This window comes from Nocardioides palaemonis (genome assembly GCF_018275325.1).
Taxonomy (GTDB): domain Bacteria; phylum Actinomycetota; class Actinomycetes; order Propionibacteriales; family Nocardioidaceae; genus Nocardioides; species Nocardioides palaemonis.
The window spans coordinates 345,292-372,101 of the sequence record NZ_JAGVQR010000003.1; the positions used below are offsets into that span (position 1 = coordinate 345,292).

Annotated in this window: 28 protein-coding genes; 14 read left to right on the forward strand and 14 right to left on the reverse strand. The window is 71.7% G+C overall.

What is annotated here, in order from left to right; genetic code table 11:
* Positions 1 to 78 precede the first annotated feature (78 nt).
* Both KDN32_RS13990 and KDN32_RS13995 read left to right on the forward strand, forming a co-directional pair.
* The gene (locus KDN32_RS13990; protein WP_211732862.1) at positions 79 to 1,656 is read left to right on the forward strand and encodes a multicopper oxidase family protein; all 1,578 of its coding nucleotides are present in this window, start codon (positions 79 to 81) and stop codon (positions 1,654 to 1,656) included.
* Between the two features lies 1 nt (position 1,657).
* On the forward strand, positions 1,658 to 2,215 hold the full coding sequence (locus KDN32_RS13995) for a hypothetical protein (RefSeq protein ID WP_211732863.1): 558 nt from the start codon (positions 1,658 to 1,660) through the stop codon (positions 2,213 to 2,215).
* Between the two features lie 15 nt (positions 2,216 to 2,230).
* Here the strand turns inward: KDN32_RS13995 and KDN32_RS14000 are convergent, their stop codons facing one another.
* Complete coding sequence (locus KDN32_RS14000) at positions 2,231 to 3,253, reverse strand: LLM class flavin-dependent oxidoreductase (RefSeq protein ID WP_211732864.1); 1,023 nt, start codon at positions 3,251 to 3,253, stop codon at positions 2,231 to 2,233.
* 14 nt (positions 3,254 to 3,267) lie between these two features.
* Entirely contained in the window at positions 3,268 to 4,206 is a 939-nt protein-coding gene (locus tag KDN32_RS14005) for a cation diffusion facilitator family transporter (RefSeq protein ID WP_307854092.1), read from the reverse strand.
* A 181-nt stretch (positions 4,207 to 4,387) separates the two neighbouring features.
* On the opposite strand from KDN32_RS14005, the gene KDN32_RS14010 reads away from it, so the two are divergent.
* Together KDN32_RS14010 and KDN32_RS14015 are read left to right on the forward strand one after the other, a co-directional pair.
* The gene (locus tag KDN32_RS14010) at positions 4,388 to 5,092 is read left to right on the forward strand and encodes a GntR family transcriptional regulator (RefSeq protein WP_211732865.1); all 705 of its coding nucleotides are present in this window, start codon (positions 4,388 to 4,390) and stop codon (positions 5,090 to 5,092) included.
* Positions 5,089 to 6,129: a 1-aminocyclopropane-1-carboxylate deaminase gene (locus KDN32_RS14015; protein ID WP_211732866.1), complete on the forward strand. Its 1,041-nt coding sequence runs from the start codon at positions 5,089 to 5,091 to the stop codon at positions 6,127 to 6,129. Before KDN32_RS14010 ends, KDN32_RS14015 begins: the two co-directional genes overlap by 4 nt.
* 234 nt (positions 6,130 to 6,363) lie before the next feature.
* On the opposite strand, the gene KDN32_RS14020 is transcribed toward KDN32_RS14015, so the two are convergent.
* A complete protein-coding gene (locus KDN32_RS14020) occupies positions 6,364 to 7,065 on the reverse strand; it encodes an aspartate/glutamate racemase family protein (RefSeq protein WP_283093538.1) in 702 nt (233 codons plus the stop codon).
* A gap of 47 nt (positions 7,066 to 7,112) precedes the next feature.
* Here KDN32_RS14020 and KDN32_RS14025 point away from each other — a divergent pair, with 47 nt between their 5' ends.
* The 4 genes from KDN32_RS14025 (at position 7,113) to KDN32_RS14040 (ending at position 10,961) form a co-directional block, all read left to right on the forward strand.
* Positions 7,113 to 7,715 carry a GNAT family N-acetyltransferase gene (locus tag KDN32_RS14025; protein ID WP_211732867.1) on the forward strand — a complete coding sequence of 201 codons (603 nt, stop codon included), beginning with the start codon at positions 7,113 to 7,115 and terminating at the stop codon, positions 7,713 to 7,715.
* 82 nt (positions 7,716 to 7,797) lie between these two features.
* The gene (locus tag KDN32_RS14030; RefSeq protein WP_211732868.1) at positions 7,798 to 10,455 is read left to right on the forward strand and encodes an FAD/NAD(P)-binding protein; all 2,658 of its coding nucleotides are present in this window, start codon (positions 7,798 to 7,800) and stop codon (positions 10,453 to 10,455) included.
* Positions 10,452 to 10,610 carry a hypothetical protein gene (locus KDN32_RS14035; RefSeq protein ID WP_211732869.1) on the forward strand — a complete coding sequence of 53 codons (159 nt, stop codon included), beginning with the start codon at positions 10,452 to 10,454 and terminating at the stop codon, positions 10,608 to 10,610. Before KDN32_RS14030 ends, KDN32_RS14035 begins: the two co-directional genes overlap by 4 nt.
* Before the next feature lie 9 nt (positions 10,611 to 10,619).
* Entirely contained in the window at positions 10,620 to 10,961 is a 342-nt protein-coding gene (locus tag KDN32_RS14040; protein WP_211732870.1) for a DUF2200 domain-containing protein, read from the forward strand.
* 6 nt (positions 10,962 to 10,967) lie between these two features.
* Here KDN32_RS14040 and KDN32_RS14045 read toward each other — a convergent pair whose 3' ends face one another.
* Complete coding sequence (locus KDN32_RS14045) at positions 10,968 to 11,831, reverse strand: LysR family transcriptional regulator (protein WP_211732871.1); 864 nt, start codon at positions 11,829 to 11,831, stop codon at positions 10,968 to 10,970.
* A gap of 83 nt (positions 11,832 to 11,914) precedes the next feature.
* Between KDN32_RS14045 and KDN32_RS14050 the strand changes: the two genes are divergently transcribed.
* A complete protein-coding gene (locus KDN32_RS14050; protein ID WP_211732872.1) occupies positions 11,915 to 12,799 on the forward strand; it encodes an EamA family transporter in 885 nt (294 codons plus the stop codon).
* A 1-nt stretch (position 12,800) separates the two neighbouring features.
* Here the strand turns inward: KDN32_RS14050 and KDN32_RS14055 are convergent, their stop codons facing one another.
* On the reverse strand, positions 12,801 to 13,067 hold the full coding sequence (locus KDN32_RS14055; protein ID WP_211732873.1) for a metal-sensitive transcriptional regulator: 267 nt from the start codon (positions 13,065 to 13,067) through the stop codon (positions 12,801 to 12,803).
* A 72-nt stretch (positions 13,068 to 13,139) separates the two neighbouring features.
* Positions 13,140 to 13,514: a thioredoxin gene (gene trxA, locus KDN32_RS14060; protein ID WP_211732874.1), complete on the reverse strand. Its 375-nt coding sequence runs from the start codon at positions 13,512 to 13,514 to the stop codon at positions 13,140 to 13,142.
* A gap of 229 nt (positions 13,515 to 13,743) precedes the next feature.
* Between trxA and KDN32_RS14065 the strand changes: the two genes are divergently transcribed.
* The 4 genes from KDN32_RS14065 (at position 13,744) to KDN32_RS14080 (ending at position 18,771) form a co-directional block, all read left to right on the forward strand.
* A complete protein-coding gene (locus KDN32_RS14065) occupies positions 13,744 to 15,135 on the forward strand; it encodes an MBL fold metallo-hydrolase (RefSeq protein WP_307854094.1) in 1,392 nt (463 codons plus the stop codon).
* Positions 15,136 to 15,195: 60 nt separating this feature from the next.
* Entirely contained in the window at positions 15,196 to 17,373 is a 2,178-nt protein-coding gene (locus KDN32_RS14070; protein ID WP_211732876.1) for an MMPL family transporter, read from the forward strand.
* Positions 17,374 to 17,459: 86 nt separating this feature from the next.
* The gene (locus tag KDN32_RS14075) at positions 17,460 to 18,068 is read left to right on the forward strand and encodes a sulfite oxidase-like oxidoreductase (RefSeq protein WP_211732877.1); all 609 of its coding nucleotides are present in this window, start codon (positions 17,460 to 17,462) and stop codon (positions 18,066 to 18,068) included.
* A gap of 1 nt (position 18,069) precedes the next feature.
* Positions 18,070 to 18,771 carry an FAD-binding oxidoreductase gene (locus KDN32_RS14080; protein WP_307854095.1) on the forward strand — a complete coding sequence of 234 codons (702 nt, stop codon included), beginning with the start codon at positions 18,070 to 18,072 and terminating at the stop codon, positions 18,769 to 18,771.
* 259 nt (positions 18,772 to 19,030) lie between these two features.
* On the opposite strand, the gene KDN32_RS14085 is transcribed toward KDN32_RS14080, so the two are convergent.
* From KDN32_RS14085 to KDN32_RS14100, 4 genes are all read right to left on the reverse strand, one after another.
* The gene (locus KDN32_RS14085; RefSeq protein WP_211732878.1) at positions 19,031 to 19,366 is read right to left on the reverse strand and encodes a hypothetical protein; all 336 of its coding nucleotides are present in this window, start codon (positions 19,364 to 19,366) and stop codon (positions 19,031 to 19,033) included.
* Between the two features lies 1 nt (position 19,367).
* Positions 19,368 to 19,556 carry a hypothetical protein gene (locus tag KDN32_RS14090; RefSeq protein ID WP_211732879.1) on the reverse strand — a complete coding sequence of 63 codons (189 nt, stop codon included), beginning with the start codon at positions 19,554 to 19,556 and terminating at the stop codon, positions 19,368 to 19,370.
* 122 nt (positions 19,557 to 19,678) lie between these two features.
* A complete protein-coding gene (locus KDN32_RS14095; RefSeq protein WP_211732880.1) occupies positions 19,679 to 21,817 on the reverse strand; it encodes a type ISP restriction/modification enzyme in 2,139 nt (712 codons plus the stop codon).
* Entirely contained in the window at positions 21,817 to 24,342 is a 2,526-nt protein-coding gene (locus tag KDN32_RS14100) for a DinB family protein (RefSeq protein WP_211732881.1), read from the reverse strand. The genes KDN32_RS14095 and KDN32_RS14100 overlap by 1 nt, the downstream gene beginning before the upstream one ends.
* A 148-nt stretch (positions 24,343 to 24,490) precedes the next feature.
* On the opposite strand from KDN32_RS14100, the gene KDN32_RS14105 reads away from it, so the two are divergent.
* Positions 24,491 to 24,790: a DF family (seleno)protein gene (locus KDN32_RS14105; RefSeq protein WP_211732882.1), complete on the forward strand. Its 300-nt coding sequence runs from the start codon at positions 24,491 to 24,493 to the stop codon at positions 24,788 to 24,790.
* 252 nt (positions 24,791 to 25,042) lie between these two features.
* On the opposite strand, the gene KDN32_RS14110 is transcribed toward KDN32_RS14105, so the two are convergent.
* From KDN32_RS14110 to KDN32_RS14125, 4 genes are all read right to left on the reverse strand, one after another.
* Positions 25,043 to 25,378 (reverse strand): YnfA family protein, encoded by a 336-nt coding sequence (locus KDN32_RS14110; RefSeq protein ID WP_211732883.1) that lies wholly within the window; start codon positions 25,376 to 25,378, stop codon positions 25,043 to 25,045.
* Positions 25,379 to 25,461: 83 nt separating this feature from the next.
* A complete protein-coding gene (locus KDN32_RS14115; protein ID WP_211732884.1) occupies positions 25,462 to 25,788 on the reverse strand; it encodes a hypothetical protein in 327 nt (108 codons plus the stop codon).
* On the reverse strand, positions 25,785 to 26,309 hold the full coding sequence (locus tag KDN32_RS14120; protein WP_249217058.1) for a MerR family transcriptional regulator: 525 nt from the start codon (positions 26,307 to 26,309) through the stop codon (positions 25,785 to 25,787). The genes KDN32_RS14115 and KDN32_RS14120 overlap by 4 nt, the downstream gene beginning before the upstream one ends.
* Entirely contained in the window at positions 26,306 to 26,680 is a 375-nt protein-coding gene (locus KDN32_RS14125; RefSeq protein ID WP_211732885.1) for a hypothetical protein, read from the reverse strand. The genes KDN32_RS14120 and KDN32_RS14125 overlap by 4 nt, the downstream gene beginning before the upstream one ends.
* Positions 26,681 to 26,810: the final 130 nt, after the last annotated feature.

Genomic DNA, 26,810 nt, shown 5'->3' on the forward strand with positions numbered 1-26,810 from the left:
CGCCCAAGGGGTCCACCCGCACGATGCGGATGTCGCGCAGGGGACGCGCGAGCAGCGAGACGAAGGGGTGGTGGGGTCGTGGAGCTCAACCGACGCGACATGATCAAGCTCTCGGCGCTGGGGGGCGCAGCGCTCGCGCTGCCGCTCCAGCGGGCGCTGGCCGCGCCGCTGGTGCTGTCCAACCGGATCGCCGAGAGCGCGCTGCCCACGCCGTTCACGCTGCCGTTCCGGATCCCGCCGACCATCCTGCCCACCCGGTCGGACGCCACGACCGACTACTACCGCGTCGAGATGCGGCCCACGACCGTCGAGATGATCCCGGGCCTGCAGACCCCGATGTGGGGCTACAACGGCTCGGTGCCCGGCCCCACGTTCCACGTCGAGCGCGGGCGCCAGGTCGTCGTGCGCCACCTCAACAACCTGCCGACCATCCACCCGCAGCTCGGCTACACCCCGTGGACGTCGGTGCACCTGCACGGCTCCGCCTCGCTGCCGGAGTACGACGGCTACGCCAGCGACATCACCAACCCGGGCTTCTGGAAGGACTACCGGTACCCGAACTGGCAGCCCTCGCGGACCCTCTGGTACCACGACCACGGCCTGCACCACACGGCCGAGAACGTCTACATGGGCCTGGCCGGCATGTACCAGCTCCACGACAGCCTGGAGCGATCGCTGAAGATCCCGACCGGCGCCTACGACGTGCCGCTGATCGTGACCGACGCGATGTTCAACGCCGACGGGTCGCTGCTGTTCGACAACTCCGACGAGAAGGGTTTCTACGGCGACGTGATCGCCGTCAACGGGGTGCCGTGGCCGGTGATGCGGGTCGCGCGCCGCAAGTACCGCTTCCGCATCCTCAACGCCTCGGTCTCCCGCTCCTACGCGTGGTACCTCGACAACGGCGCGTCGATGTCGGTGATCGCCACCGACGCCGGGCTGGTGCCCGCCCCGCAGAAGGTCACGTCGTTCCGGCACGGGATGGCCGAGCGCTACGAGGTGGTGATCGACTTCGCCAAGTACGCCCCCGGCACCCGCTTCGCGCTGCGCAACCGCTCGCCGAAGAACAACACCACCTACACCCACACCGACAAGGTGATGATGTTCGAGGTCACCGACGACGCCTTCTCCAAGACCAGCAACGCGCTGCCCGCCCAGCTCTACCCCGCCCAGCCCACGATGGCGCTGGCGGAGAGCCAGGCGGTCCGCACCCGCACCTTCGACCTGGTGCGCACCAACAGCAAGTGGACGATCAACGGCACCACCTGGGACGACGTCGTGGCCAGCGACTTCGCGAAGGTCCTCGCCGACCCGCTGCGCGACGACGTGGAGATCTGGGAGATCCGCAACACCTCGGGCGGCTGGCACCACCCGCTGCACATCCACTTCATCGACTTCAAGGTGCTCTCCCGCAACGGCAAGCCGCCGCTGGCGCACGAGAAGGGCGCCAAGGACGTGGTGTTCGTCGGCGAGAACGAGACCGTGCGCCTGCTGATCCGCTTCGACTCGGGCGAGGGGAAGTACATGATGCACTGCCACAACCTGGTCCACGAGGACCACGACATGATGGCGCAGTTCGAGATCCGCAACCCGCTCTCGCCGGGCAACGACCCGCTCGGCGACCCGTGCCACCCGCTGCCCGAGTGGGACCTGTGACATGACCGCCGTCCTGCACCCGACCGAGCCGGATGCGGGGGTCGACGAGCTCGACCCCCGCGGCGTGGCCGTGCCGGTCGCGATGGCGTGGAGCGCGGCCGCGGGCCTGATCCACCTGCTCGTCGCGCCCGCCCACCTCGCCGAGGCGTGGTGGCTCGGGACGGCGTTCGTCGTGGTCGGCGTGGCCCAGGTCGCGCTGGCCGTGCTGCTGCGGTGGGTCCTGCCGGTGTGGCTCACCGTGCTGGCCGTGGCCGGCAACACGGTCGTCGTCGCGGCCTACGTCGCGACCCGGACCGTCGACCTCTGGTTCATGCCGGCGCACGGGCCGGGTCACGAGGTCGACCACCTGCCGGTCGCCGGCGGTCGCGGCAACGGGATCCCGATCTACCCCGGCGACCGGATCGAGGCGGTCGGCCCGCTCGACCTCACCTGCCTCGTCGCCGAGCTCGTGCTGGTCGCGATGCTGCTCGTGGTGCTGCCCGCGCGGGTGCGCTCCCGGGTCGGGACGGCGCTGGCGGCGACCGCCGTCCTCGGTGCGGCCGCCGTCGCCCTCGTGTGAGGCCTCGCGGGAGGGTCAGCGCCAGCCGAGGTCCGGCGCCACCTGGGTGAGCACCGTCTCCAGCACGTGCGCGTTGTAGTCCACGCCGAGCTGGTTGGGCACGGTGAGCAGCAGCGTGTCGGCCGCCGCCACCGCCTCGTCGTCGGCGAGCTCCTTGACCAGCACGTCGGGCTCCGCGGCGTACGTCCGGCCGAAGACGGCCCGCAGGTCGGCCTCGATCTGGCCGAACTGGTCGGTGCTCGCACCCTCGCGGCCGAAGTACATCCGGTCGAGGTCGGTGGTGATCGGCATGATCGACCGGCTCACCGAGACCCGCGGCTCGCCCGCGTGACCGGCGTCCTGCCACGCCTGCCGGAACACCTCGATCTGCTTGCGCTGCTGGACGTGGAACGGCTCGCCGGTCTCGTCCTTCTTCAGCGTCGAGCTCATCAGGTGCATCCCCTGCGCCGCGGCCCAACGGGCCGTGTCGTCCGAGGCCGCGCCCCACCAGATCCGCTCGCGGAGACCCTCGGAGTGGGGCTCCACGCGCAGCAGGCCGGGCGGGTTCGGGAACATCGGGCGCGGGTTCGGCTGGGCGAACCCCTCGCCCTTCAGCACCTGGAGGAACACCTCGGTGTGGCGACGGGCCATGTCGGCCTGGTCCTCGCCCTCGGCCGGGGCGTAGCCGAAGTAGCGCCAGCCGTCGATCACCTGCTCCGGTGATCCACGGCTGATGCCGAGCTGGAGCCGGCCGCCCGAGATCAGGTCGGCGGAGCCGGCGTCCTCGGCCATGTAGAGCGGGTTCTCGTAGCGCATGTCGATCACGCCGGTGCCGATCTCGATCCGGCTGGTGCGCGCGCCCACGGCGGCGAGCAGCGGGAACGGCGAGGCGAGCTGGCGGGCGAAGTGGTGGACGCGGAAGTACGCCCCGTCCGCGCCGAGCTCCTCGGCCGCGACCGCGAGGTCGATCGACTGCAGGAGCGTGTCGGAGGCGCTGCGCACGGCCGACTGCGGGGAGTCGGTCCAGTGGCCGAAGTTGAGGAACCCGATCTTCTTCATGACTGGTTCAACGCTCAACCACCCGCGTTGTTCCCGTGCTCGTTCCCGATCCGGGGCTCCCGCCCCGGTGCGGCCAGCGAGAGGACCGCCCGGGCGATCCCCTCGCGCTGCTCGAGGTGGTCCTCGAGGCGCTGCAGCTCCTCGGCCGCCTCGCTCTCCGGGTCGTCGCCCACGAGGTCGACCGATCCGACGAGGAAGACCTTGCCGGGACCGACGTACTCGAGGTGCAGGGTGCTCACGGTCTCGACCTCCGGGCGCTCGCGCAGCCACTCCAGCACGGTGTCGTACGCGCGCGGGTCGGCGATCTGGCCCACGAGGAACGCCATGTTGCGGCGCAGCAGGTAGATCGCGACGAAGCCGAGCAGGACGCCGACGAGGATCGAGCCGATCGCGTCCCAGACCGGCTGCCCGGTGGCCTGGTGCAGGCCGAGGCCGGCGACCGCGATCAGGATGCCGACGAGGGCCGCGGCGTCCTCGAAGAAGACCGCCCGCAGGGTCGGGTTCGAGGTGATGTCGAGGAACTTCGCCCGGCTCACCTCGGCGCGGCGAGCGCCGCGACGCACCTCACGACGGGCCTGGGCGAACGACGTGCCCTCGAGCACGAACGCCACTGCGAGCACGACGTAGGCCCAGAGGTAGTCGGCCTCCTCCTCCGCGGCGCCGAGCGACTGCACGCCGTGGATGACCGAGACCGCCGCGCCGACCGCGAAGAGGCCGAAGGCGGCGATCATCGACCATACGTAGGCCTCGCGGCCGAAGCCCAGCGGGTGGGTCCGGTCGGCGGGCTTCTCGGCACGTCGCTCGGCGATCAGCAGGAACACCTCGTTGCCGGCGTCGGCCCACGAGTGGGCCGCCTCGGCGACCATCGACGCCGACCCGGTCAGCGCGGCGACGATGCTCTTCAGGACGGCGATGGCCACGTTGGCGGCCAGCGCGATGACGACGGTCAGCACGGGAGCCAGCGTGCCGCACCCGGGGGGTCCCCGGCAGCCCCCGTCGGGGTAGTCCAGTGGCGAACGGCTGTCCCGCCGCGGTAGTCCAGTGGCGAAACGCTGTCCGGAGGCCGATGTCGCGACGGTCCGCCACTGGACTACCCCTTGACCAGCCGGCGCTCAGCGATGTGCAATATATTGCATGCCGGTACCCGCGCCTGCCCCGAGCATCCGACCCGCGCTGCTGCGCTACACCGTCCACGACCGGCTGCGCGACGCCATCGTCGACGGCACGCTCGCCCCCGGCGAGGTGCTCCGGGACACGGAGCTGGCGAGCTGGCTCGGGGTCAGCCGGACGCCCGTGCGCGAGGCGCTGCTGCGCCTCGCCGACGCCGGGCTCGTACGCACGGCTCCCGGCAGGTCCACGGTCGTCGCCGAGATCGACCCGGAGGAGGTCCGCGACGCCCAGGCCGTGGTCGCGGGCATGCACCGCCTCGCCGTCGCCGAGGCCGTCGAGCGGATGACCGGGGCCGACCTCGACCTGATGCGCGCGGCCAACGAGCGCTTCGCCGCCGCGGTCGCGGCGGGCGACACCGACGCGGCGCTGACCGCCGACGACGACTTCCACGCCGTGCCGGTCGCGGCCTGCGGCAACCGCGCCGTCGCCGCGGTGCTCGACCAGTTCAGCCCGGTCGTGCGCCGCCTCGAGCGGCTGCGGTTCGCCTCCGCGGAGGCCGTGGAGTCCGTCGGGCTGCACGACCGCCTGCTCGACGCCTGCGCCCGCGGCGACGCGACGGCGGCTGCCGAGGTGTCGTTCCGGACCTGGCAGAACCTCGCCGACCTCATCCCCGACCCCGAGACCGACCCCGAGACCGACCCCGAGACCGATCCGCAGGAGACCCCGTGATCCTCGAGCAGTTCCCCCGCCACCCGCTGACCTTCGGCCCGTCCCCCGTCCACCGGCTCGACCGGCTGACGCAGCACCTCGCCGCGAAGGGCGGCGGCGCCACGGTGTGGGCCAAGCGCGAGGACGTCAGCAGCGGCCTGGCCTTCGGCGGCAACAAGGTCCGCAAGCTGGAGTACATCGTCCCCGACGTGCTCGCCAGCGGCGCCGACACGCTCGTGTCGATCGGCGGCTACCAGTCCAACCACACCCGCCAGGTCGCGGCGGTCGCGGCGCACCTCGGGCTGAAGTGCCGCCTGGTGCAGGAGAAGTGGGTGCCGTGGGACGACCCGACCAACACCCAGGTCGGCAACCTCCTGCTCAGCCGGATGATGGGTGCCGACTCACGTCTCGACGACAGCGGCTTCGACATCGGCATCCGGGACTCGTGGAAGGACGCGATCCGCGAGGTCGAGGAGTCCGGCGGGACGCCGTACGCCATCCCGGCCGGCGCCAGCGAGCACCGCCTCGGCGGGCTGGGGTTCGCCCACTGGGCCTTCGAGGTCGCCGAGCAGGAGAAGGCGCTCGGCGTCACCTTCGACACGATCGTCGTGTGCACCGTCACCGGCTCCACGCACGCCGGCATGGTCGCGGGCTTCGCCGCCCTCGAGGACCTCACCGGCGTCCGGAGGCGGGTGCTCGGCATCGACGCCAGCGCGACGCTCGACAAGACCCGCGCCCAGGTCGAGCGGATCGCCCGGCACACCGCCGCGCTGATCGAGCTCGGCCGCGACCTGCGCGACGACGAGATCACGGTGCTCGAGGGCTGGGCCGGCGACCTCTACGGCATCCCGGTCGACTCGACGATGGAGGCGATGGCGCTCGGGGCGCAGCTCGAGGCGATGATCACCGACCCGGTCTACGAGGGGAAGTCGCTCGCCGGCCTGGTCGACCTCGTCACCAGTCGCGACATCCCGGCCGACTCCCACGTCCTCTACGCCCACCTCGGCGGCCAGCCGGCGATCAACGCCTACCACTCGCTCTGGCCCGGGCAGGGCTGAGCGGTTCCCTGGACACGTGTCCGAGAGATTCACCCCGTTCGACCGCGTCAGGGGCCACGTCTCGGACACGTGTGGCGCCGAGCGAGTTGACGCCTGGCTGCACCACGTCGTGGCATCGACCTAGGACAGCGTGGTCTCCCCTGCGCCCCGCACGTGCTGCGCTTCTGGCCCTCGAACGCGCCTGGCGAGGGCCATCTCCACCGCACGTGCGACGGTCGCGCCTGGGCAGCCCGCTCAGCCGAGCGCGAAGTCCACCGCGGCCAGCGCGTGCAGCGCGGTGGTCGCGAAGACCGGGACGTCGACGTCGTCGTGGCGCAGCAGCAGCTCGATCTCGGTGCACCCGAGGACGACGCCCTGCGCCCCGCGCTCGACGAGGGCCGCCACCACGTCGACGTACGCCGCCCGCGACTCCTCGCGCACCACCCCGTGGACGAGCTCGCCGTAGATGACGTCGTGCACCACCGTGCGCCCCGCGGCGTCGGGCACCAGCACGTCGAGCCCGTGGCCGCGCAGCCGGTCGACGAGGAAGTCCTGCTCCATCGTGAAGCGGGTGCCGAGCAGGGCGACCCGCTCGACCCCGGCGTCCTGCACCGCGCGGGCGGTCACGTCGGCGATGTGCAGCAGCGGGACGTCGACGGCCGCCTCGATCGCGTCCGCGACCTTGTGCATGGTGTTGGTGCAGAGCACGACGCACTCCGCGCCCGCCGCCTCCAGCGCCGCGGCCTCGGCGGCGAGCAGCGCGCCGGCGGCGTCCCACTCCCCCGCCGCCTGCATCGCCTCGACCTCGGCGAAGTCGACCGAGGCCATCACGACCCGCGCCGAGTGGAACCCGCCGAGGCGCTCGCGGACCGCCTCGTTGAGCAGCCGGTAGTAGAGCGCGGAGCTCTCCCAGCTCATCCCGCCGAGCAGCCCGACCCTGCGCATCGCCTGACCCATGGCGCCATTGAACACGGCCCGTCGGTCCCACCGTCTAGCGTGGCAACATGCCCAGCACCCCTCTGGTCGAGCGCGACGGGATCGTCGTCCACCCGGCGACCCATGCACGCTTCGAGGACGTCCGCACCATGGTCGGGCCGAAGAACCCGGCGTCCAGCGTGTGCTGGTGCCTGAGCCACCGGATCCCGGCGAAGGACAACCGCAAGCTGGCCGGCGCCGAGCGCGCCGCGTACGTCGAGCGGCTGACCCGCAGGCGCACCAAGCCCGGCGTGCTCGCCTACGACGGCGACGAGGTCGTCGGCTGGGCCGCGGTCGCCCCGCGGTCCGAGCTCCCCTTCGCACGGTCGACGAAGATCCCGCACGTCGACGACCTGCCGGTCTGGTCGGCCTGGTGCATCCGGGTGCGTCCCGGCCACCGCGGCCGGGGCATCTCGCACGCCCTGCTCGCCGGCGCCGTGGCCTACGCGCTCGACCGCGACGCGCCGGCCGTGGAGGGCTACCCGGTCGACAACCACGGCGAGAAGGTCGACCTCACCATGGCCTACGTCGGCACCCGCGCCCTCTTCGAGCGGGCCGGCTTCGAGCTCGCCGCCCGCACCGACGCCACGTCGGCGGGCTTCCCGCGCGTGCTCATGCGCCTCACCCCCTGACACGCCGTCCGGCCGGCTCGCGCGACGGGACCTCCCTTGGTACCTTTGTCGAGTAAGTCAGTGGATTATGGAAGGTGGGGTCATGGGGAGCAACGAGGGCGACTGTCGGGTCGTGGTGGTCGGCGCCGGAGCGGGCGGCACGCTGGTCGCGACCCACCTCGTGACTGCCCTGTCCTCCCGGTTCAAGGTCGAGCTCGTCGACCCCGCCCCCACCACCGGTCGCGGCCAGGCCTACTCCACCACCGACGAGCGCCACCTCCTCAACGTCCCCGCCTCCGGCATGAGCGCCTTCCCGCGCGACCCGGAGCACTTCCTGCGCTGGCTGCGCAACCACCACGACCCCGGCTTCCAGCCCCACGACTTCGCCCCCCGCGCCGTGTTCGGCCGCTACGTCGAGAGCCTGCTCACCACTGCGTCGGAGTTCCCCGGCAACGCCCGGCTCGTCCGCCGCCGCGCCGACGTCGTCGACGTGACCCCCGCCGGCACCGGATTCGTCGTCGAGCTCGGCGACGGCGAGCGGCTCGACGCGCGCGCCGTGGTGCTCGCGACCGGCAGCCGCCCCGGCACCCACTGGGCCCCGCCGGAGCTCGCCGGCGACCCGCGCCTGGTCGCCGACCCGTGGACGCAGGCCATCCCCGACGAGGGCGACGTGCTGATGCTCGGGTCGGGCCTCACGATGGTCGACCTCGCGATCAGCGCCGACCGTCCGGGGCGGACCGTCCACGTGGTCTCGCGCAACGACGTCGTGCCCGAGCGCCACGTCCTGCCGACCACCCCGCCGGTGCCGCCGCCGCCCGGCATCACCCGGCTGCAGGGCCTCGACGCGCTCCGCGACACCCTGGCGACGCACGTGCGCACCACGGTCGAGAGCACCGGCGACTGGCGTCCGGCGATCGACGGGCTCCGACCGGTCACGGCCCAGCTGTGGCGCGGGCTCTCCGACGCCGACAAGCGCCGCTTCCTCGCCGGCGACGCCCGCACCTGGGACGTCCACCGCCACCGCATGGCGCCGCTGACCCACGAGCGTCTCTCCGCGGTCGCCGGCGCGGGACGCCTGACCCGCCACCGCGGCACCATCGCCGCGGTGCGGCCCGAGCCCGACGCGCTCCACGTCACCCTCGACGACGGCACCGAGCTCGCGGTGGCGGCGGTGGTCAACTGCACCGGACCCGTCGGCACCATCGCCGCCGACCCGCTGCTCACCCGCCTCGCGCGCAGCGGGCTGGTCCGACCCGGCCCGGCCGGGATCGGCATCGACACCGCCGACGACGGCCGGATCGTCGGCACCCTCCCGGAGACGCGACCGTTCCTGGCCGTGGGCTCCCTGCGCCGCGGCAACCTCTGGGAGTCGACCGCGATGCCGGAGATCCGCGAGCAGGCCTACGACGTCGCGCGCGTGGTGAGCCGCTCCCTGCACGGCGAGGCGCGCCGCCGCCCCGCCGACCCCTACGGCCTGACCCTGACGACCAACCGTCGCGCGGCCAAGCGCTACAACGCCGCGCTCGGCCGGCTGCTGCGCCTGCAGGACGGCGTCGAGGAGGGCCTGACCGCAGCGGTCGCGGCCGACCCCGACTTCGTCCAGGCCCACGCGGCGCTCGCGCTGCTCGGCCACGAGTGGGGTGCCAACACCCACTGGCGCTCCTCCCTGCGCGCCGCCCACGGTGCCGCTGCCGGGCGACACCTCGACGACCGCGAGTGCAGCTTCCTCGACGCGGTCACCACCCGCCTTCGCTCCGACGAGGCCACCGGCGCCGCAGCCCTGCTCCGCCACGTGCGACTGTTCCCGCGCGACGCCCTGGCGGTCAGCGTCGCGGTGCCGACCGTCGCCTTCGGCGGGCTCACCAGCGGCACCCAGACCGCCGAGCTGGTCGAGTCGCTCGGCCGCTCCTACGGCGACGACTGGTGGTACGCCGGCCAGCTGGCGTTCGTCCGGCAGGACCAGGAGCGCTGGAGCGAGGCGGAGGACCTCGCGTCCTACGCCCTGTCGGTCGAGCCCGCCTCGGGCCACGCCGTGCACGCCCGCGCCCACGTGTTCTACGAGACCGGCGAGCACACCGCCGGGCTGGCGTGGCTCGACGAGTGGATCCGCGCCCGGGGCCCCGAGGCCAACCACCGCTCCCACTTCTCCTGGCACGCCGCGCTCCACGAGCTGATGCAGGACGACGTCGAGGCCGTGCGCCGGCGCTACGCCCGCGAGCTCGCGCCGTCCGTGGTCGGCGGCAGCCGCGTCGTCGTCGACAGCGGGTCGCTGCTGTGGCGCAGCCGGATGACCGGCTCCTGGACCGACGACCTGCCGGTCGGCGAGGTGCGGTCCGCCGCGCCGCGCGAGTGGCTGACCGCTCCCCCGACCGGGTTCGCGGCGATGCACGGCGCGGTCCTGCTGGCCGCCGACGGTGACGCCGCGGCGCTGCGCACGCTCGGCGCCACCGCGGCGGCCAGCGAGGACCCCGTCTTCCGCGACGTCGTCGCGCCGCTCTGCGACGGCCTGGTCTCGGTGGTCGAGGAGCGGTGGAACGCCGCGTGCGCCACGCTGACCGGCGTCGTCGCCACCATGGCTCCCCTGGGCGGCAGCAAGGCCCAGCGGGAGGTCGTCGAGGACACCCTGGTCCACGCCCTCGCGATGGCCGGTCGCTCCGCCGAGGCCGCCGCCCTGCTCGACGCACGGCTCTCGCGGCGCGCCTCGGCGCTCGACGCCCGCCGACGCGCGGTCGTCGCCGGCTCCGGGACGTCGGTCCGATGACGCCGCGCGACGTCCTGGTGACGGTGGCTGCGGGCACGCTCGTCGTGCTCGCCCTCGCCGACCTCTACGCCGACGCGCTCGTCGCCGCGGTGGTCTTCGCGACGGCGTGGTGGCTCCTGCGCGAGGCCTCGACCGACGACGGCGGTCGCGCCTAGCCTCGCGACATGCACCGGATCTTCACCACGAGCGTGGCCTCGGTCTACCCGCACTACGTCACGAAGGCCGAGCGCACGGGGCGCACCCAGGCCGAGGTCGACCAGGTCATCGAGTGGCTCACCGGCTTCGACGACGCGGCGCTGCGCCGACACCTCGACGCCGGGACGACGTTCGCCGACTTCTTCGAGGAGGCCACGCTCAACCCCCACGTCGACCAGATCACCGGGTCGGTCTGCGGTGTGAAGGTGCAGGAGGTCGAGGACCCGCTGATGCGGCGGATCCGGTACCTCGACAAGCTCGTCGACGAGCTCGCCAAGGGCCGGCCGATGGAGAAGGTGCTCCGCGGCTGACGCTGGTCAGCCGCCGACGAGGCGCTCGGTGACCGCTCGCAGCGGCGGCCAGGCGGTGCGCCCGCGCCGGGTCACGGCGTAGGCCCGCAGCGCCACCGACGGGTCGCGCAGCCGCAGCACGCTCACCCCGCGGCGGGTCGTGCGACCACGCGGCAGCAGGCCCACCCCGCGGCCGGCCACCACCAGCTCGTCGACCAGCTCGAGGGAGTCGATGCGGTGCACGACCCGCGGCGCGAAGCCGGCGCGCGCCGCCAGGGTGCGCAGCGCCTGCTCGTCGGCGGTGTGGCGCGAGTTGACGATCCAGTCCCGGTCGGCGAGGTCCGCGAGACCGAGCCGCCGGTCCCGGGTCGGGACTCCCACGCCCCACTCCACCTGCCAGAGCGACGAGACCACGTGGTCGTCGCGCCACTGCGCGGGCGCGAGGTCGTAGTCGTAGACCAGCGCCAGGTCGACCTCGTCGCGGGCGAGCAGGTCGAAGGACTCCAGCGGCTCGTACTCGTGGATCCGCACCTCCACGCCCGGGTGGGCCGCCCGGAGGTCCGCCACGGCGGGCAGCAGCGAGCGACGGACGGCCGAGGCGAAGCCCGCGACCCGCACCACGCCCGCCGGCTCGGAGGTGGGGTCCAGGTCGAGCCGGGCGGCCTCGACGGCAGCCAGGATCGTGACGGCGTGGTCGGCGAGGCGGCGGCCGGCCGGTGTGAGCCGCACCCGGCGTCCGTCCGGCTCGACGAGCGGCGTGCCGACCTCCCGCGCCAGCGCGGCGATCGACTGCGAGACGCTCGAGGTGGTCGTGCCGGTCACGTCGGCCACCGCGCGCATCGACCCCTCGCGCGACAGCTCCAGCAGCATCTCGAGGCGACGGACGTCCATGGCCTCATTGTGCGGTTCTGCTTGACGATGTGTCCATGATCTTCACGTGGACGCGAACGATCTGGACGGGTTCACTGAATCGCATGACCCGCCTGTCCCCCGCTCGCACGGGCGCCGCCATGGCCGTGACGTCGATGCTCTGCGTCCAGCTCGGCCTCGCCGCGTCCGTCGGCCTGATCGACGACGTCGGCTCCTCCGGCGCGGCGTGGCTGCGCCTGGCCTGGGCCGCCGTCCTGCTCGTCGCGATCGTGCGTCCGCGCCCGTCGCTCTACACCCGCGAGGCCGTCGTCGCGGCCGTGGCGCTCGGACTCGCGACCGGCGGGGTCACCCTCCTCTTCATGGCCGCGGTCGCCCGGCTGCCGCTGGGGACCGCGAGCGCGCTGGAGTTCCTCGGGCCGCTCGGGGTCGCGGTGGTGCGCAGCCGCGGGACCGGACGCCTCTGGGCGCTGCTCGCCGCGGCCGGCGTGCTGCTGCTCACCCAGCCGTGGAGCGGCCACGCCGACCCCGTCGGGGTCGCCTTCGCCCTCGGCGCCGCGTGCTGCTGGGCGGCCTACATCCTGCTCACGCAGCGGGTGGGGGACGCCGTGACCGGGCTCGGCGGGCTGGCGATCTCGATGCCCGTCGCGGCGCTCCTCGCCACCGCGGTCGCCGGCCCCTCCGTCGTCGGTCGCCTGACGCCCGAGCTGCTCCTGCTCGGCCTGGGCCTCGCCGTCCTGCTCCCCGTCGTGCCGTTCGCGCTCGAGCTGCTCGCGCTGCGCCGCCTCACCACGGCAGCCTTCGGCACGCTCATGGCCCTCGAGCCCGCCTTCGCCCTCGTGATCGGGCTGCTCGCCCTCGCCCAGGTGCCGAACGCGCTGTCGGTGGTCGGCGTCGGGCTCGTCGTGGCGGCCGGTGTCGGGGCCGAGCGCAGCGGTGCGCGGACCGGGCCGGTGCCCGACGCTCCGGCACCGCTGCCGTCGACCGCCTGACTCACGCCAGCGACAGGAAGAGCTTCTCCATCTTCTTGACGTCGAGGCTGTCGGCGTCGCCCTCGTTCTCGACCAGGCACTGCTGCAGGCCGCTCGCGACGATCGCGAAACCGGCGCGGTCGAGCGCCTTGGAGACGGCGGCGAGCTGGGTGACGACGTCCTCGCAGTCGCGCCCCTCCTCCAGCAGCCGCAGCACGCCGGCCAGCTGGCCCTGGGCGCGCTTGATCCGGTTGATGACCGGCTTCATCGTGGTCGGGTCGAGCTCCATCAGGACTCCTGGTGGTCGGGGCGGCCGGGGCCGGTGTGGGTGGCGACGGCGTGGTTCATCATGACGCCGAGGTCAAGCAGTGGCCGCGGCGGTGTCGGCGCCGGCCTCGCGCAGCGCGGCCTGGACGTCGAGGGCCCGCACTCCGGCGATGAGCTCCTCCAGCGCTGCGGCCGGCAGCGCGCCGGGCTGGGAGAACACGAGGACGCCGTCCTTGAAGGCCATCAGCGTCGGGATCGAGGAGATGTTCGCGGCGGCGGCGAGCTGCTGCTCGGCCTCCGTGTCCACCTTGCCGAAGACGATGTCGGGGTGGGCCGTCGCAGCGGCGTCGTAGACCGGCGCGAACTGGCGGCACGGTCCGCACCAGGCCGCCCAGAAGTCGACGAGCACCATCTCGTGCTCGGTCACGGTCGTCTCGAAGGTGGCAGCAGTCAGGTCGCGGGTGGTCATCGGACCTCTCCTCGTGGTCGGTGGTGGGGATGCACCATCTGGAACGAGGATACCCCCAGCGGTATTCCCAGCACCATCGACACCCGTCGGTTTGAGATACCCCCCGGGGTGTGTGTACGGTCGTCGTGACCGATACCCCGCAGGGTATCTGCGTCTCGTGGGCGGCGCTCGGCGCCGCTGCGTCCCCCGACGCGACCCACGACCTCGACCACCTCGAAGGAGGCCCCTCGTGAGCGCACGCTCCCCGCACGCCGACCTGACCGTCGTGCCCATCGACACCCCGACGCTGGGCGATCGCAGCTATCTGGTGCACGACGGCGAGGTCGCCCTCGTCGTCGACCCCCAGCGCGACATCGACCGTGTGCTGGACCTGCTCGACGCCCACGGCGTGCGCCTCACGCACGTCTTCGAGACCCACATCCACAACGACTACGTCACCGGTGGCCTCGCACTCGCGCGGCGCACCGGTGCCCAGTACCTCGTCAACGGCGAGGACGACGTCTCCTTCGACCGCTCCCCCGTGGCGGACGGCGATGTCGTCGAGGTGGGTGGACGGATGCGCGTCACCGCGCTGGCGACCCCCGGCCACACGTTCACCCACCTCTCCTACGTCCTGGCCGACGGCGCCACGGGCGAGCAGGTCGCCGTGTTCACGGGAGGCTCGCTCCTGTTCGGGTCGACCGGTCGACCCGACCTGCTGGGCGCGGAGCACACCGACGACCTGGTCCGTCACCAGCACGCGTCCGCCCACCGGCTCGCCACGCTGCTGCCCGACGACGCCGCGGTGCTGCCGACCCACGGCTTCGGCTCGTTCTGCTCCGCCACCCAGTCCGACGCCACTGCCTCCACCATCGGACGGGAGAAGGCGTCGAACCCCGTCCTCACCCAGGACGAGCAGACCTACGTCGACGAGCTGCTGGCCGGGCTCGGCGCCCACCCGGCCTACTACGCGCACATGGCTCCCGCGAACCTCGCCGGCCCGTCCGAGCCCGACCTGACACCGCCTGCCGAGGCCGACGCCGCGGAGCTGCGGCGGCGCATCGAGGCCGGCGAGTGGGTCGTCGACCTGCGCGACCGCACCGCGTTCGCCGCGGGTCACGCCCCGGGCACGCTCAACTTCGGCCTCGACGGCGGGTTCGCGACCTACCTCGGCTGGCTGATCACCTGGGGCACCCCCGTGACGCTGCTCGGCCGGAGCGCCGACGACGTCGCCGAGGCCCAGCGCGAGCTCGTGCGCATCGGCATCGACCGTCCCGCGGCCCACGCCACGGGCGGGCCCGAGGACTGGTCCGACCGCGCACTGGGCTCCTTCCCCACCGCCACCTTCGCCGACCTCGCCCAGGTGCGTCACCACCGCGAGGTCGTCGTCCTCGACGTGCGCCGCGCCGACGAGCACGACGGCGCCCACGTCGCCGGCGCGGTCAACGTCCCGGTCCACGAGCTCCCCCGGCGCCTGGCCGACGTCCCGGCCGGCGAGGTCTGGGTGCACTGCGCCGGCGGCTACCGCGCCTCCGTCGCCGCGTCGTTCCTCGCCGCGGCCGGACGCACCCTCGTCGCGGTCGACGACGCCTTCGACCAGGCCGGTCCGGCCGGGCTGCCGGTCGTCGGCCCCGACGCCTGACCCCACCCACCACCTCCTTCCCACCATCCCCACCCCCTCCACACAGAGACGAGTCATCGCATGACGTCGACGGCCACCCGCCGCCACGCCCCGCCCGCCCCCGACCCCGACCCGTACGGCATCGGCCACCGACCCGGCCCGCTGGGCCGCCTCGGCCTGTGGGTGACCGACCACCGCAGGGCCACCGCGCTGGTCTGGGTGCTCCTCGTGATCGGCCTCGGCGCCTTCGCGCCGAAGGTCGAGGCCAGCCTGTCCGGCGCCGGGTGGCAGGCCGACGGGTCCGAGTCCGTCGCCGTCCGCGAGCTCGCCACCGAGAGCTTCGGCGGCAACGCCAGCTCCGCCATCCAGGTCGTCGTGCACAGCACCGACGGCCCGGTGACCGAGGGCCGCGGCGGTGACGTCCTCGACGAGGCCACGCGCATCCTCGAGGCCGACCCCCGGATCGCCGAGGTCATCGCCCCGCAGCCCGGTGCCACGCTCAGCCGGGACGGCGAGACAGCCGTCGTCCTCGCCGGCGCCGGCGCGGACCCCAACGAGATGGTCCGGGTCGCCGACGACCTCAAGGGCGAGCTCGAGGCACTCTCGGGTGACGGCGTCGAGGTCAACCCCACCGGAGCCTCGCTCCTGTGGTCGGACTTCAACGAGGCCAACCTCGACGCGATGCTGAAGTCCGAGATGATGTCGTGGCCGGTGACCCTGGCCATCCTCGTGCTCGCGTTCGGCGCCCTGGTCGCCGCCGGCCTCCCGCTCATCCTGACGCTTGCCGGGCTGGTGGCCTCCGCCGGCTCCCTGGTGCTGATCAACGAGCTCGTCCCGGTCTCCATCTGGGCGATGAACTTCGCGATGATGTTCGCCCTCGCGCTCGGCATCGACTACGCGCTCTTCCTCGTCGTCCGGTTCCGCGCCGCCCGCATGGGTCACCACGAGACGCCGCGCCAGGCCATCGCCGAGACCATGGACACCGCCGGAAAGGCGGTCCTCCTCTCCGGCGCGACGGTGCTGGTCTCGCTGTCCGCGGTGATGCTCGTACCGTCACCGGCCTTCAGGTCGATGGCCGGCGGCATCATGCTGGCCGTCGTCTTCGTCCTCGCGGCGACCTTGACGCTGCTGCCGCTCGTGCTGTTCAGCCTCGACGGCCGGATCAACAAGGGCGCGCTGCGATGGGTCCACACCGGCGAGCACCGCTCGCCGAGGTTCGCCGCCTGGGGCGAGCGCCTCTGGCGGCGCCCCGTCGCCTTCGGGCTCGCCTCCCTCGTCGTGCTCCTCGCCCTCGCCGCTCCCGTCCTCGGCCTGCGGACCGCGATGCCGTCGATCCAGGTCCTGCCCGCGGACGCCAGCGCCCGCGTCGGCTACGACCAGGTCAAGGACGCGTTCGGCGACGGCGCGCCCGGCACGCTCCAGGTCGTCGCGGACGCCGCGGACGCCGAGACCACCGCGGCGGCCCTGGCCGACGACCCCGGCATCGCCGGGGTGATGCCGCCCCAGCCGTCGGCCGACGACTCGGGCTGGGTCCTCCTGCAGGCCGTGCCGACGTTCGACCCGTCCGACCCGGCCCTCGCCGACACGGTCGACCGGCTGCGCGCCGACCTGCCCGGCAGCGCCCTCGTGGGCGGCGCCGCGGTCGAGAACCTCGACCTCAAGGCCCAGCTCGACGACTCGACGCCGCTCGTCATCGGGGTCGTCCTCGCCCTCGGGTTCCTGCTGCTGCTGGTCGCGCTCCAGGCCCCGCTCATCTCGCTGCTCGGCACGCTCGCCAGCCTGCTGTCGACGGCCGCCGCGTTCGGGGTCGCCCGCCTGGTGTTCCAGGACGGGCACGGCTCGGACCTCCTCGGTTTCGAGCACCAGGGCTTCCTCGACGCGTGGGCGCCGGTGTTCTTCTTCGCGATGATCTTCGCCATCGCGATGGACTACACGGTGTTCCTCCTCGCCTCCGCCAAGGAGCACTTCGAGAAGTCCGGGGACGCCAGGGAGGCGATGGTCGGGTCCCTCGCCCACTCGGGGCGGGTCATCTTCGCCGCCGGTGCCGTCATGGTCGCGGTGTTCTTCACCTTCGCCCTGTCCGGGCCGCTGCCGCCCAAGGAGATGGGCATCGTGCTCGGCGTGGCCGTCCTCCTCGACGCGTTCCTCGTCCGGCTCGTCCTGCTCCCCGTGATGCTCCGCCTCACCGGACGTGCCGCCTGGTGGACTCCGCGCTGGCTGACCCGCGTGCTGCCGCGCATCACCTTCTCGCACGGCTGACGCCGGCGCGGCGCAGGTCAGGGCGTGCCGTCCCGCGGCACGCCCTGACTACGCTGGTCGGGCCACCCCGGCCCAGGAGGACACCGATGCCCGTCACCCGAGGATTCCAGCGCCGCCGCCCCGAGCCCGACCGCGGCCGCCTCCCACCCGGGCAGTACGACACGGGCTCCTCGTGGCCGGTGCTCACCGCCGAGGCGACGCCGCACCAGCCCGCCGAGGAGTGGCAGCTGGGCGTCGACGGCCTGGTCGAGGCACCCCACACCTGGACCTGGTCGGAGCTGCACGCCTTCGAGGGCTCGACCTACTTCGGCGACATCCACTGCGTGACGACGTGGTCGAAGTTCGACATGACCTTCACCGGGATCAGCGTGGACGACCTGCTCGCGGTCGCCCGGCCGACCTCGGAGGCCGCGTTCGTGATGGCCCACTCCGTCACCGGCTACACCACCAACCTGCCGCTGGCCGACGTCACCGGCGGCAAGGCGTGGATCGTGTGGAGCGTCGACGGCAAGCCGCTCCCCCGCCAGCACGGCGGTCCGGTCCGGCTGCTGGTGCCGCACCTGTACTTCTGGAAGTCCGCGAAGTGGGTCTCCCGGCTCGAGCTGATGGCCGAGGACCGGCCGGGCTTCTGGGAGCAGAACGGCTACCACGACCGCGGCGATCCGTGGCTCGAGCAGCGCTACCAGGGCGACTGACGTGGCGCCCGCACCGCTCGCCGCCTGGACCGACGGGCGGATCATCGAGCTGGACCACCCGACCCCGACGACCGTCCGGTTGCGGATGCACGTCGACGACCGCCCGCGCCACCTCCCCGGCCAGCACTACCTCATCCGGCTCCGCGCCCCCGACGACTACACCGCCCAGCGCTCGTACTCCCTCGCCTCCGACAGCGACGACCCGCTGCTGGAGTTCCTCGTCGAGCGCCAGCCCGACGGCGAGGTCTCGGAGTTCCTCGCCGACGTGGCCGAGGTCGGCGACGTGCTCGAGCTGCGCGGCCCGATCGGTCGCTGGTTCGTCTGGGACACCACCACCCCCGTCCTGTGCCTGGTCGGCGGCACCGGCGTCGTCCCCGCCGTCGCGATGGCGCGCACCGCCCGACGGCTCGGCCGCCCCGACCTGGTGCGCGTCGCTGCGGTCGGCCGCGGCCCCGACGACCTGCCGTACGCCCGCGAGCTCGAGAAGCACGGCGCCGCCTTCGCCTGGACCCGCACGGAGGCCGACGGACGGCCCGCCGGCGCCTTCACGCGCGACGAGCTCGAGCCGCTCCTCGACGGCGTCGAGCTCGCCTTCGCCTGCGGCTCGGCCCGATTCGCGTCCTACGCCGAGGAGCTGCTGCTCGCGGCGGGTGTCGACGCCGGGGCGATCCGGGTGGAGCGCTTCGGGCCGACCGGAGGCTGACCGGACAGGAAGAACGACGAAAGCCCGGACCATCTGGTCCGGGCCTTCGTACTTTGTAGCGGGGGCATTGTTTGGTCCCGCGCACCTTGGCTTGTTTGGTCTGGTCATTCACGCTCACTTCCCTGGTCGTGCACCTGGTCGGACCCCATGTGGGAGGCTCACGCTGGCGCGACTTCACACAATCGATCCGACAATGAGGGTGCCTCCCGCGTGCGCTGTCGCAATGGTCTGAGCATCGTCCCCGTTGCGAGCAACGGCTCTACCACCTCTTGCTGAGCTGATCCCATGCGTCCGGCCATCCCGTCGCCGGCCCCTCCGGCACCACCCCGGACTCCGCGAACGCCCGACCACGAGCCGTCGCGGCGATCGGGCCGGTGGTGTACGGGTCGCAGTAGGTCGCGTCCGGGTTGTCGACCTCGCAGACCAGGCGCTCTCCAGCCAGCCATCCCATCAGGTTCGCAGACTCGGCCTCGTCCATGTCGATGGCGTCAGCCACCGTCAGCGCCGTCGGCTCGCCAGTGATGGCCTGAGCAAGCAGCTCCTGCACGAACAACCGGCCAACGACGTCCCAGCCGGGCTTCTCTCTGCGGGCCACGTCAGACGGTGATGTTGTTCTGGTAGAGCACGTTCGCGGCCTGCTGTGCCTCTTGGTGGGCGTCTTCGGCCTCCTCCATCGCCGCGGCCGCCAGGCCCTCCACGGAAGACACTCGCGACGCGAGGGCCTGGAACGCCTTGGCCATCTGGTCGTGCCACTGCTGGTGACGTCCCGCGTCGTTGTCGTCCACTTGAGCTGCGCATCCCGAACAGGTCCTCACGGACATGGTGATCGTTCCCTCCGTCATGGCCGACACCTGCTGTCCCGACCGTGCGGCGAACCTAGTCACAACCACCGACACCGGCCGCGGCGTCAGCCGGACGCGCGCTGATCCTCGGCGACCACGAGTGCGGGCAGCGCGTCAACGATCTTCATCGTCTCGACGCTGACCGTGACCACCCGCGCGAGGAGGTCCAGGATGTAGCGCGGGTCGCCGACCTCTTTCGACCAGTCGTTTGGGTCGTTGACGATGCCGGACGGCTTGTCGGTCTTGACCCAGTAGCGGTCGATGACCCACTCGACGGCCGACCGCGCGCCGAGCTGGTAGCGGTACGCCTCCCCCGGGATGCCCGACAGGGTGATCCGGTCGTTGTAGTGGATGACCGTCCGGTCGTATCTCTCGCCCGCAGCCTTCTGCTCTGCCGAGGCCTTGCCGAAGGTCATCTTCTTCGCGCCCACGGCGTAGAAGTCGTAGGGGTCGCCGGCGGCCCCCACCTCGAGGCCGGCGAGCGGGTAGGGCTCCACCGACTCGTAGCCGATGTGCAGGCCGCTCAGCACCCGCCCGGCCCCGGCGTATGCCCTCGCCTGCTCGGAGGTGGCCACGAGCGGGATGCGCGGGAGCATCTTCTTCAGGTCGGCGGCGTAGCGCTCGCGGTAGTCCGGCGAGTGCAGCAGGCCGTAGACGTAGAAGAACACCTCGTCCTTGGTCCACGCGTCCCCGTACGCCGCCTGCCAGCGCCGCAGAGCCTCGTCGGTGATGTTGTCCCTACGACGGTATCCATCGACCTCATCGACGTCCGCAGCTCCAAAGTCCAGTGCGCCTTCGTCTGCTACCGGCTCCCAGGTCCAGCGCGCGAAGTACTGCCCAGCGTTGGACCCGTACAGCGCTAGGTCGACGACCCCGTTGCTGGCGAAGGTCGAGAAGGGCTTCTCTGCGCCCGGGTTGAGTGCGTAGAAGCCTCGGTTGGGGTGGGAGGGAGTCGGGTAGACCCGCCTCATCGCGCCCTGGCGGTGAATCCAGCGACGATCGGAGTAGACCCATGTCTTCTCGAACGGTCGGTACACAGCTCTGATGGTCGATCCTGGTTCGAGGTCGATCTTCTCGCCACGCTTCAGCCGAGACTCCAGCGATGACGACCACTTGATCCGCTCGGAGTCGTTGGTGCGCTCCCCTCCTAGCGCAGCTGCGTACGCGTCGACAGCGCGGGTCATGTTCCGCACGATCTCGTCCCGACTTGCGTTGTAGACCCAGGCGTCACGGTTCGTTTGCAGACCGGGACCGTAGTCCGCAAAGACTGCTACCTCCGACGCGTCTCCGGCCGGCATGAACGCGTTGAAGTCGTCAGCCCTCTGACTGACCCAGTCGCCATGCGCGTTGGGGGTCAGGACCACCCGTGCAAGGCCCTCCAAGGTCTGGGCAGCTTCGACCTTCGCGAGCTTCTCCTCGCGGGTGAGGTAGTCGCCGATGTCGGTGTAGTGCACCCGGGCCGGACCTGTGGCTCGGGGGTTCTTGACCAGCACCGTGACGGCGACGGTGGCGCGAGAGCCTCCGCCGAACACCTTGCCGCCCTCTCTGCGACTCTGCTCTCCGGCGGTGCGCTGGTTGCCGCGCAAGTTGAGGACATGGATGGCGGAGAACTCCTCAGCCAAGCTGAGCCTCATACCGTCGGCGGTGTTGGCGTCGAGCCAGCCGCCGTTGGTCACGAAGGCGATGACGCCACGATCTTGGATGCGTAGCGAGGCCCACTTGATGGCGCGGATGTAGGAGTCGTAGAGCGAGTTCTTGTTGGTCGCCGTTGAGCGGGCCGCGTAGGTGTCCCGGATGGCCGCGTCGATGGTCGGGTAAGCCTGGTTGGCGTTGTCGTCGTTCGCGGAGTCCTGCCCCACCGAGTACGGCGGGTTGCCCACGATCACGGTGATGGGTAGGGCCCGCTGGCGGGCGATGCGCTCGTTGTTCTCTGGGAAGATGTGGAGGTCGTCGCGGTCGCCGTCCTCGTAGGACTGGAAGGTGTCGGTGAGGACGAGCCCGGGGAAGGGCTCGTAGGTCGGCACGGCGTCGCCGTAGTCGTCTTGCTCCTCCCCCAGCACCGGGGCGAGCTCGCGGCGGATGTCGGCGTAGATCGTCTCGATGTTCACGGCCGCGATGTAGTAGGCCAAGAGCACCATCTCGTTGGCGTGGAGCTCGTAGGCGTACTTGCGGGCGAGGTCGTGGGGCTCGATGAGGTCGGACATCAGCAGCCGGGTGAGGAACGTGCCGGTGCCGGCGAAGCCATCGAGAACATGAACGCCGCGGTCGGTGAGGCCTTGGCCGAACTCGGCACGGAGGACCTGGTCGGCGGACTGCAGGATGAAGTCGACGATCTCGACGGGCGTGTAGACGATGCCGAGCCGGTCGACTGTGCGCGAGAAGGCGGCGGAGAAGAAGCGGTCGTAGAGCTCGACGATGACGCGCTGCTTGGCGTGGGCGTTGTCCAGGCCGTCGGCGCGTCGGCGTACGGAGTCGTAGAAGCGGTCGAGCTTCGACGTTCGGCTGCGAGGTTGTGCTCGTCGAGGGAGGCGAGCATGAGCTCCATGGTCCGGGCAACGGGGTTGTGCGCGGTGAAGTCGAAGTCGTCGAAGAGGACCTCGAAGATGGGTCGGGTGATGAGGTGCTGGGCGAGCATCTCGATGGCCTCGTCGCGGGTGATGCCCTCGTTGAGGTTGCCGCGGAGGCCGGCGAGGAACTCCTCGAACTCCTTGGCGGGGTTGGACTCGGGATCCTTCAGGAGGCCGTTGATGCGGGTGATGTGGGCTTGCGCGATGTCGGCGACGTCCTTGGCCCAGGTCTCCCAGTACTTCCGCTCGCCGACCTTCTGCACGATGCGGGCGTACATGGCGTCGCGGAAGCCGTCGAAGCCGTAGTCGAGGGCGAGCTGCTCGCTCTCGGGCTCTGCCGACTGCTCGGCACGGCCGGGACGCGGGGTGACGTCGATGATGCTGAGCCGGTCGGGCTTGCGCTTGTTGAGCTCGATCTGGTTGATCATCGCGTGAAAGCGCTCGTCGTGGGAGCGCAGGGCCTGGAGGACCTGCCACACGACCTTGTAGCGCTCGTTGTCCCGCAGTGCCTCCTCCGGCGCGACGCCGGAGGGCACAACGATCGGCAGGACGATGTAGCCGAGCTGCTTCCCCGGCGCCTTGCGCATGACCCGGCCGACGGACTGGACGACGTCGACCTGTGAGCCGCGAGGCGTCAGGAAGAGCACCGCGTCCAGCGCGGGTACGTCGACGCCCTCGGAGAGGCAGCGGGCGTTGGTGAGGACCCGGCAGGCGTCGGCGGGCGGCTCCTCCTTGAGCCAGGCGAGGTGGGTGTTGCGCTCGTGGATGCCCATGGTGCCGTCGACGTGGCGGGCCTCGACGCGCAGGTCGGCGCGGTCGTCGGTCTCGTCCTGCCGGGCGCGGTCCACCATGACCGGGAAGGAGCCGGCCGCGAGCTTCGAGGCCTTGATGTCCTTCGCGAAGGCGACAGCGCGCCGCATCGGGGCTTCATCGCCGGCGACGTCCGCAGGGCCGAAGTGCTTGCGCAGACCGTTCCAGCAGCCTATGAGCTTGGCGGCGTCGCCGAGGGCGATCTCGCCGGACTGAGCCATGGCGGACTGGAAGTGCTCGGCGACGTAGGACTCGTCCACGGAGAGGACGAGCACCTTGTAGTCGGTGAGCAGGTCGGCCTCGACGGCGTCGCCGAAGCCGAGCCGGTGCAGCTCGGGGCCGAAGATCGTCTCGTCGCTCATGTCGGCGAGGAGGGCTTCGGCGTCGGTGGCCTTCTTGCGGATGGCGTCGCCGAAGACGCGGGGTGTGGCGGTCATGTAGAGCCGTCGGTCGGCCTTGAGGTAGTCGCCGTCGTGGACCTTGACGAAGTGGGACTCGTCCTGTCCGGCGAGGGTGACGCCAGTGGTGCGGTGGGCTTCGTCGCAGATGACGAGGTCGAAGCCGGGTACGCCGAGCCGCTGCGCCTCGGCGACGACGTCGATGGACTGGTAGGTCGCGAAGACGACGGTCATCCGCGGGGACGAGTGGCGTCCGACGCCCATCCGTGCGGCGAGGGTCGCGGCGTTCGTGGTGGCAGGCTCGGTCAGGTCGACGGTGGAGAGGTCGGCGTCGTCGGAGGTCTTGCGCCCCACCCTGACATCGGAGCAGACGGCGAAGGGGCGGCCAGGTGTCGGTGACGTCGTTGCCCCACATGGCCGTTGTCGCCACCAAGCCGGCTGCGCGCGGTGGAAGTCGTAGTGCTGCGTCGCGTAGCGGTAGACCTGCTCGAGCGTCATCGTCTCCTGGAAGAACGGGTCCCAGTCGACCGGGAAGTGCATCCCACGGGCCATCGCCGCGTCGGACTCGGCGTCCAGGCGTCGATGAAGCCGGTCGATGGTGCGGTCGAACTGACGCGTCAGCCGAGGACCGTGGAAGACCAGGGCGCCTCCGACAGCACCCGCGTAGTTGATGTGATGGAAGGGTCGTGTGCCCGCGTTCAAGGTGGCGGCGAAGGTGCGGCTGAACGGGTCCGGTAGCTGTCCGAGGAGTCGCACCAGCGGAAGCAGCCGACGGACGAGCAGGTACCCGAACGCCATGTGCCACAGCATCTGACCGTTCGTCCACCGGGTCCCGTTCGTTCGTCGGCGTAGATCGTCCGGGGTGGCGCGAGAGACGAGTTGGTGCAGGTCGGTGCGCACCCGCTCCAGCTCGGCGTGGATGCTCGCCCGGTCGACCGGCTCTTGCGACACCATGAGGCAGTCTCCCGCCTGCGGAACCCCCTGAGAACAGCAACCACGCACCGTTGCCGGCGAGGGGTGTCGACTCGGCACCCAGGTGGGACAGTGGAGGTCCGGAGACAAACCCAAGCCGTCTCCAGCTCAAGCCGATGAGGAGCTCTACGTGCAGGTCGAGCTGTTGTACTTCGACGGGTGCCCGAACTGGCAGGTCGCCGACCAGCGCCTCCAGGAGGCGCTCTCTCTGGCGGGCCGGGATGACGTCACAGTGCACCGGCGGTGCGTCGAGACCCCTGAGCAGGCCGGCGAGCTGGGTTTCATCGGCTCTCCCAGCATCCGCATCAACGGACGAGACCCGTTCGTCACTGGCGGCGAACAGGTCGGACTGTCGTGCCGCATGTACCCCACGCCGGCTGGCCTGAGGGGCTCACCGGAGGTCGAGCAGCTCGTGGAGGCGTTGTCGTGAGGAAGGGTCTCCTCGTCGTGGTCGGGGCGTACGTCGCGGTAGCCGGGGGCACTCGCGTTGCGGAAGCTCTCGGAGCGAGGTGTTGCGGATGTCCGGAAGACTGCTGGTGCCGCCGTCCCGGCGTGAGCCTGTTCCGGTGGGTGTTCCCGTGGCGTCACAAGCTGTTGGAGCCTGAAACCCAAGGCGAGGTCGAGCACGCCGCCGCTGGCGGCCTGCGGTAGATCAAGCGCTGCCTGGGGTCCTGCGAACCGGTCAGACGGGTCGCGGCGCGTACATGATGACGGCGACCCCGACCAGGCACACGAGCGCTCCGACAATGTCGTAGCGGTCGGGCCGGAACCCGTCCATGACCATGCCCCACGCCAGGGAACCCGCGACGAACACGCCGCCGTACGCGGCGAGGATGCGGCCGAAGTTCGCGTCGGGCTGGAGCGTGGCGACGAACCCGTACAGGCCGAGTGCGATGACGCCGGCGCCGACCCACAGCCAGCCGCGGTGTTCGCGAACGCCCTGCCACACGAGCCAGGCGCCGCCGATTTCGGCGACGGCTGCGAGGGCGAACAGGAGCAGGGACTTCGCGACGGTCATGCGTGCAGTCTCCCAACCAGAGTGCGGCCGCGTGGCGACGGCCGCGCTGTGGTCGAGTCTGGAGCTCTGGTTCGAGCTAGTGGTCAGGCGTCGTCGGTGGTGCGCGTGGGTCCGAGCTCGACGAGCTCAGGGACGCTGGCGGTTGGGTCGGTTGGCGCGCAGGACATGCGTCGCACGCGCGCACGGCGGGTGAGCACCGCGGCGACAGTGAGCAGGCCGACGACGAAGGCGAACACGACACCGGCGAACACGAGCGTGACCGCTGTGGCGGCGAAGCCGGCCACACCGAGGAACCCGACAATGGGAGCTGCGCAGCACACGGCACAGGCGGCTGCTGCGGCGCCGACGAGGTGATGGTTGCCGGGCCGGTCGCCCGTGGCGCCGCTGTCGGCGTCGGGGGCCTCGGTCATCGGTGCGTCCTCGAGCTCGCCCGGCTGCTCGTCGCGGGTGCGTGCGCGCTGTCGGGGTGGAGGGTGATGGCCTCGAACGGGATCGGGCAGCACTGCGATGACGCGCAGGCCAGGAGGTCGTCGCAGCCGGCGTCGAGTGCGGCGGTGAGGTTGTCGCGGATGGCGGTGAGGTCGGCGATGCGTTCCTCGACTTCGACGAGCTTGGTGCGGGCGCGTTGCTGGAGTCCGGCGTCGATGCGCCTTCCGTGGCGGTGCCGGCCGAGCTCGAGCAGGTCGGAGATCTCGTCGAGGGTGAATCCGAGGCGTTGGGCGGCCTTGATGACCCTGAGCACGGTGACGGTCTCGGGTGGGTAGAGCCGGTGTCCTCCCGGGCTGCGGTCGGGGGTGGCGAGGAGGCCGCGGCGTTCGTAGTAGCGCAGCGTCTCGATGTTGAGGCCGGCGGCGGCCGCGACTTGACCGCGACGCATCCCTGCCGTGTCGGCGACCCCTCCCCCGGGCGTCTGGGCCTCGGGGGCGCTCATGATGCTGCGGCCAGCACGGCGCGGGCGCGGTCGAGGAGTCCTGTGAGGACGTTGGCGTGTGCGGGCGGCACCTCGATGTCCAGGCTCACGTGGCCGGGTTGGGGCTCGCCGACGGTGAAGGTGAAGAACGAGCAGCAGGCGGTCTCCGCTTCGGAGAGCTGGCGGGCGCGGTGCGCGAGCTCGTTGTTGCCGGTCAACACCAAGTGCGCGTACGTGTCGCTGGGCTGGTTGATCGAGAGCAGCGACGTGGTGAACAGGTCGTCGAACTCCGCGACGCGTAGCGGCCGATCGGCGGTTGGGAGGGTGCATGCCTCGACGTCGGCCCATGCCAACCCGGTGCCGGGGGCGTCGCCGCTGGTGCTCTGGTCCATGGGCCCACGGTAAGCCTGTACCCGGGTACAGGATGCAAGAGTTGGTCGAGGTCCCTTCAACGCCGGCGTCGGTTCGCTGCCAGAAGTCGGGCCTTTCGACCCTACGGACGAGACCCATCCGGCACAGCCG

What these genes read in the sequence shown, in the direction of transcription:
- KDN32_RS13995 (WP_211732863.1), top strand. Translation starts at nt 1,658, where the DNA reads ATGACCGCCGTCCTGCACCCGACCGAGCCGGATGCGGGGGTCGACGAG.
- KDN32_RS14000 (WP_211732864.1), bottom strand. Translation starts at nt 3,253, where the DNA reads ATGAAGAAGATCGGGTTCCTCAACTTCGGCCACTGGACCGACTCCCCG.
- KDN32_RS14010 (WP_211732865.1), top strand. Translation starts at nt 4,388, where the DNA reads ATGCCGGTACCCGCGCCTGCCCCGAGCATCCGACCCGCGCTGCTGCGC.
- KDN32_RS14020 (WP_283093538.1), bottom strand. Translation starts at nt 7,065, where the DNA reads ATGGGTCAGGCGATGCGCAGGGTCGGGCTGCTCGGCGGGATGAGCTGG.
- KDN32_RS14025 (WP_211732867.1), top strand. Translation starts at nt 7,113, where the DNA reads ATGCCCAGCACCCCTCTGGTCGAGCGCGACGGGATCGTCGTCCACCCG.
- KDN32_RS14030 (WP_211732868.1), top strand. Translation starts at nt 7,798, where the DNA reads ATGGGGAGCAACGAGGGCGACTGTCGGGTCGTGGTGGTCGGCGCCGGA.
- KDN32_RS14035 (WP_211732869.1), top strand. Translation starts at nt 10,452, where the DNA reads ATGACGCCGCGCGACGTCCTGGTGACGGTGGCTGCGGGCACGCTCGTC.
- KDN32_RS14040 (WP_211732870.1), top strand. Translation starts at nt 10,620, where the DNA reads ATGCACCGGATCTTCACCACGAGCGTGGCCTCGGTCTACCCGCACTAC.
- KDN32_RS14045 (WP_211732871.1), bottom strand. Translation starts at nt 11,831, where the DNA reads ATGGACGTCCGTCGCCTCGAGATGCTGCTGGAGCTGTCGCGCGAGGGG.
- KDN32_RS14050 (WP_211732872.1), top strand. Translation starts at nt 11,915, where the DNA reads ATGACCCGCCTGTCCCCCGCTCGCACGGGCGCCGCCATGGCCGTGACG.
- KDN32_RS14055 (WP_211732873.1), bottom strand. Translation starts at nt 13,067, where the DNA reads ATGGAGCTCGACCCGACCACGATGAAGCCGGTCATCAACCGGATCAAG.
- trxA (WP_211732874.1), bottom strand. Translation starts at nt 13,514, where the DNA reads ATGACCACCCGCGACCTGACTGCTGCCACCTTCGAGACGACCGTGACC.
- KDN32_RS14070 (WP_211732876.1), top strand. Translation starts at nt 15,196, where the DNA reads ATGACGTCGACGGCCACCCGCCGCCACGCCCCGCCCGCCCCCGACCCC.
- KDN32_RS14075 (WP_211732877.1), top strand. Translation starts at nt 17,460, where the DNA reads ATGCCCGTCACCCGAGGATTCCAGCGCCGCCGCCCCGAGCCCGACCGC.
- KDN32_RS14095 (WP_211732880.1), bottom strand. Translation starts at nt 21,817, where the DNA reads ATGTCCGACCTCATCGAGCCCCACGACCTCGCCCGCAAGTACGCCTAC.
- KDN32_RS14100 (WP_211732881.1), bottom strand. Translation starts at nt 24,342, where the DNA reads ATGGTGTCGCAAGAGCCGGTCGACCGGGCGAGCATCCACGCCGAGCTG.
- KDN32_RS14110 (WP_211732883.1), bottom strand. Translation starts at nt 25,378, where the DNA reads ATGACCGTCGCGAAGTCCCTGCTCCTGTTCGCCCTCGCAGCCGTCGCC.
- KDN32_RS14115 (WP_211732884.1), bottom strand. Translation starts at nt 25,788, where the DNA reads ATGACCGAGGCCCCCGACGCCGACAGCGGCGCCACGGGCGACCGGCCC.
- KDN32_RS14120 (WP_249217058.1), bottom strand. Translation starts at nt 26,309, where the DNA reads ATGAGCGCCCCCGAGGCCCAGACGCCCGGGGGAGGGGTCGCCGACACG.
- KDN32_RS14125 (WP_211732885.1), bottom strand. Translation starts at nt 26,680, where the DNA reads ATGGACCAGAGCACCAGCGGCGACGCCCCCGGCACCGGGTTGGCATGG.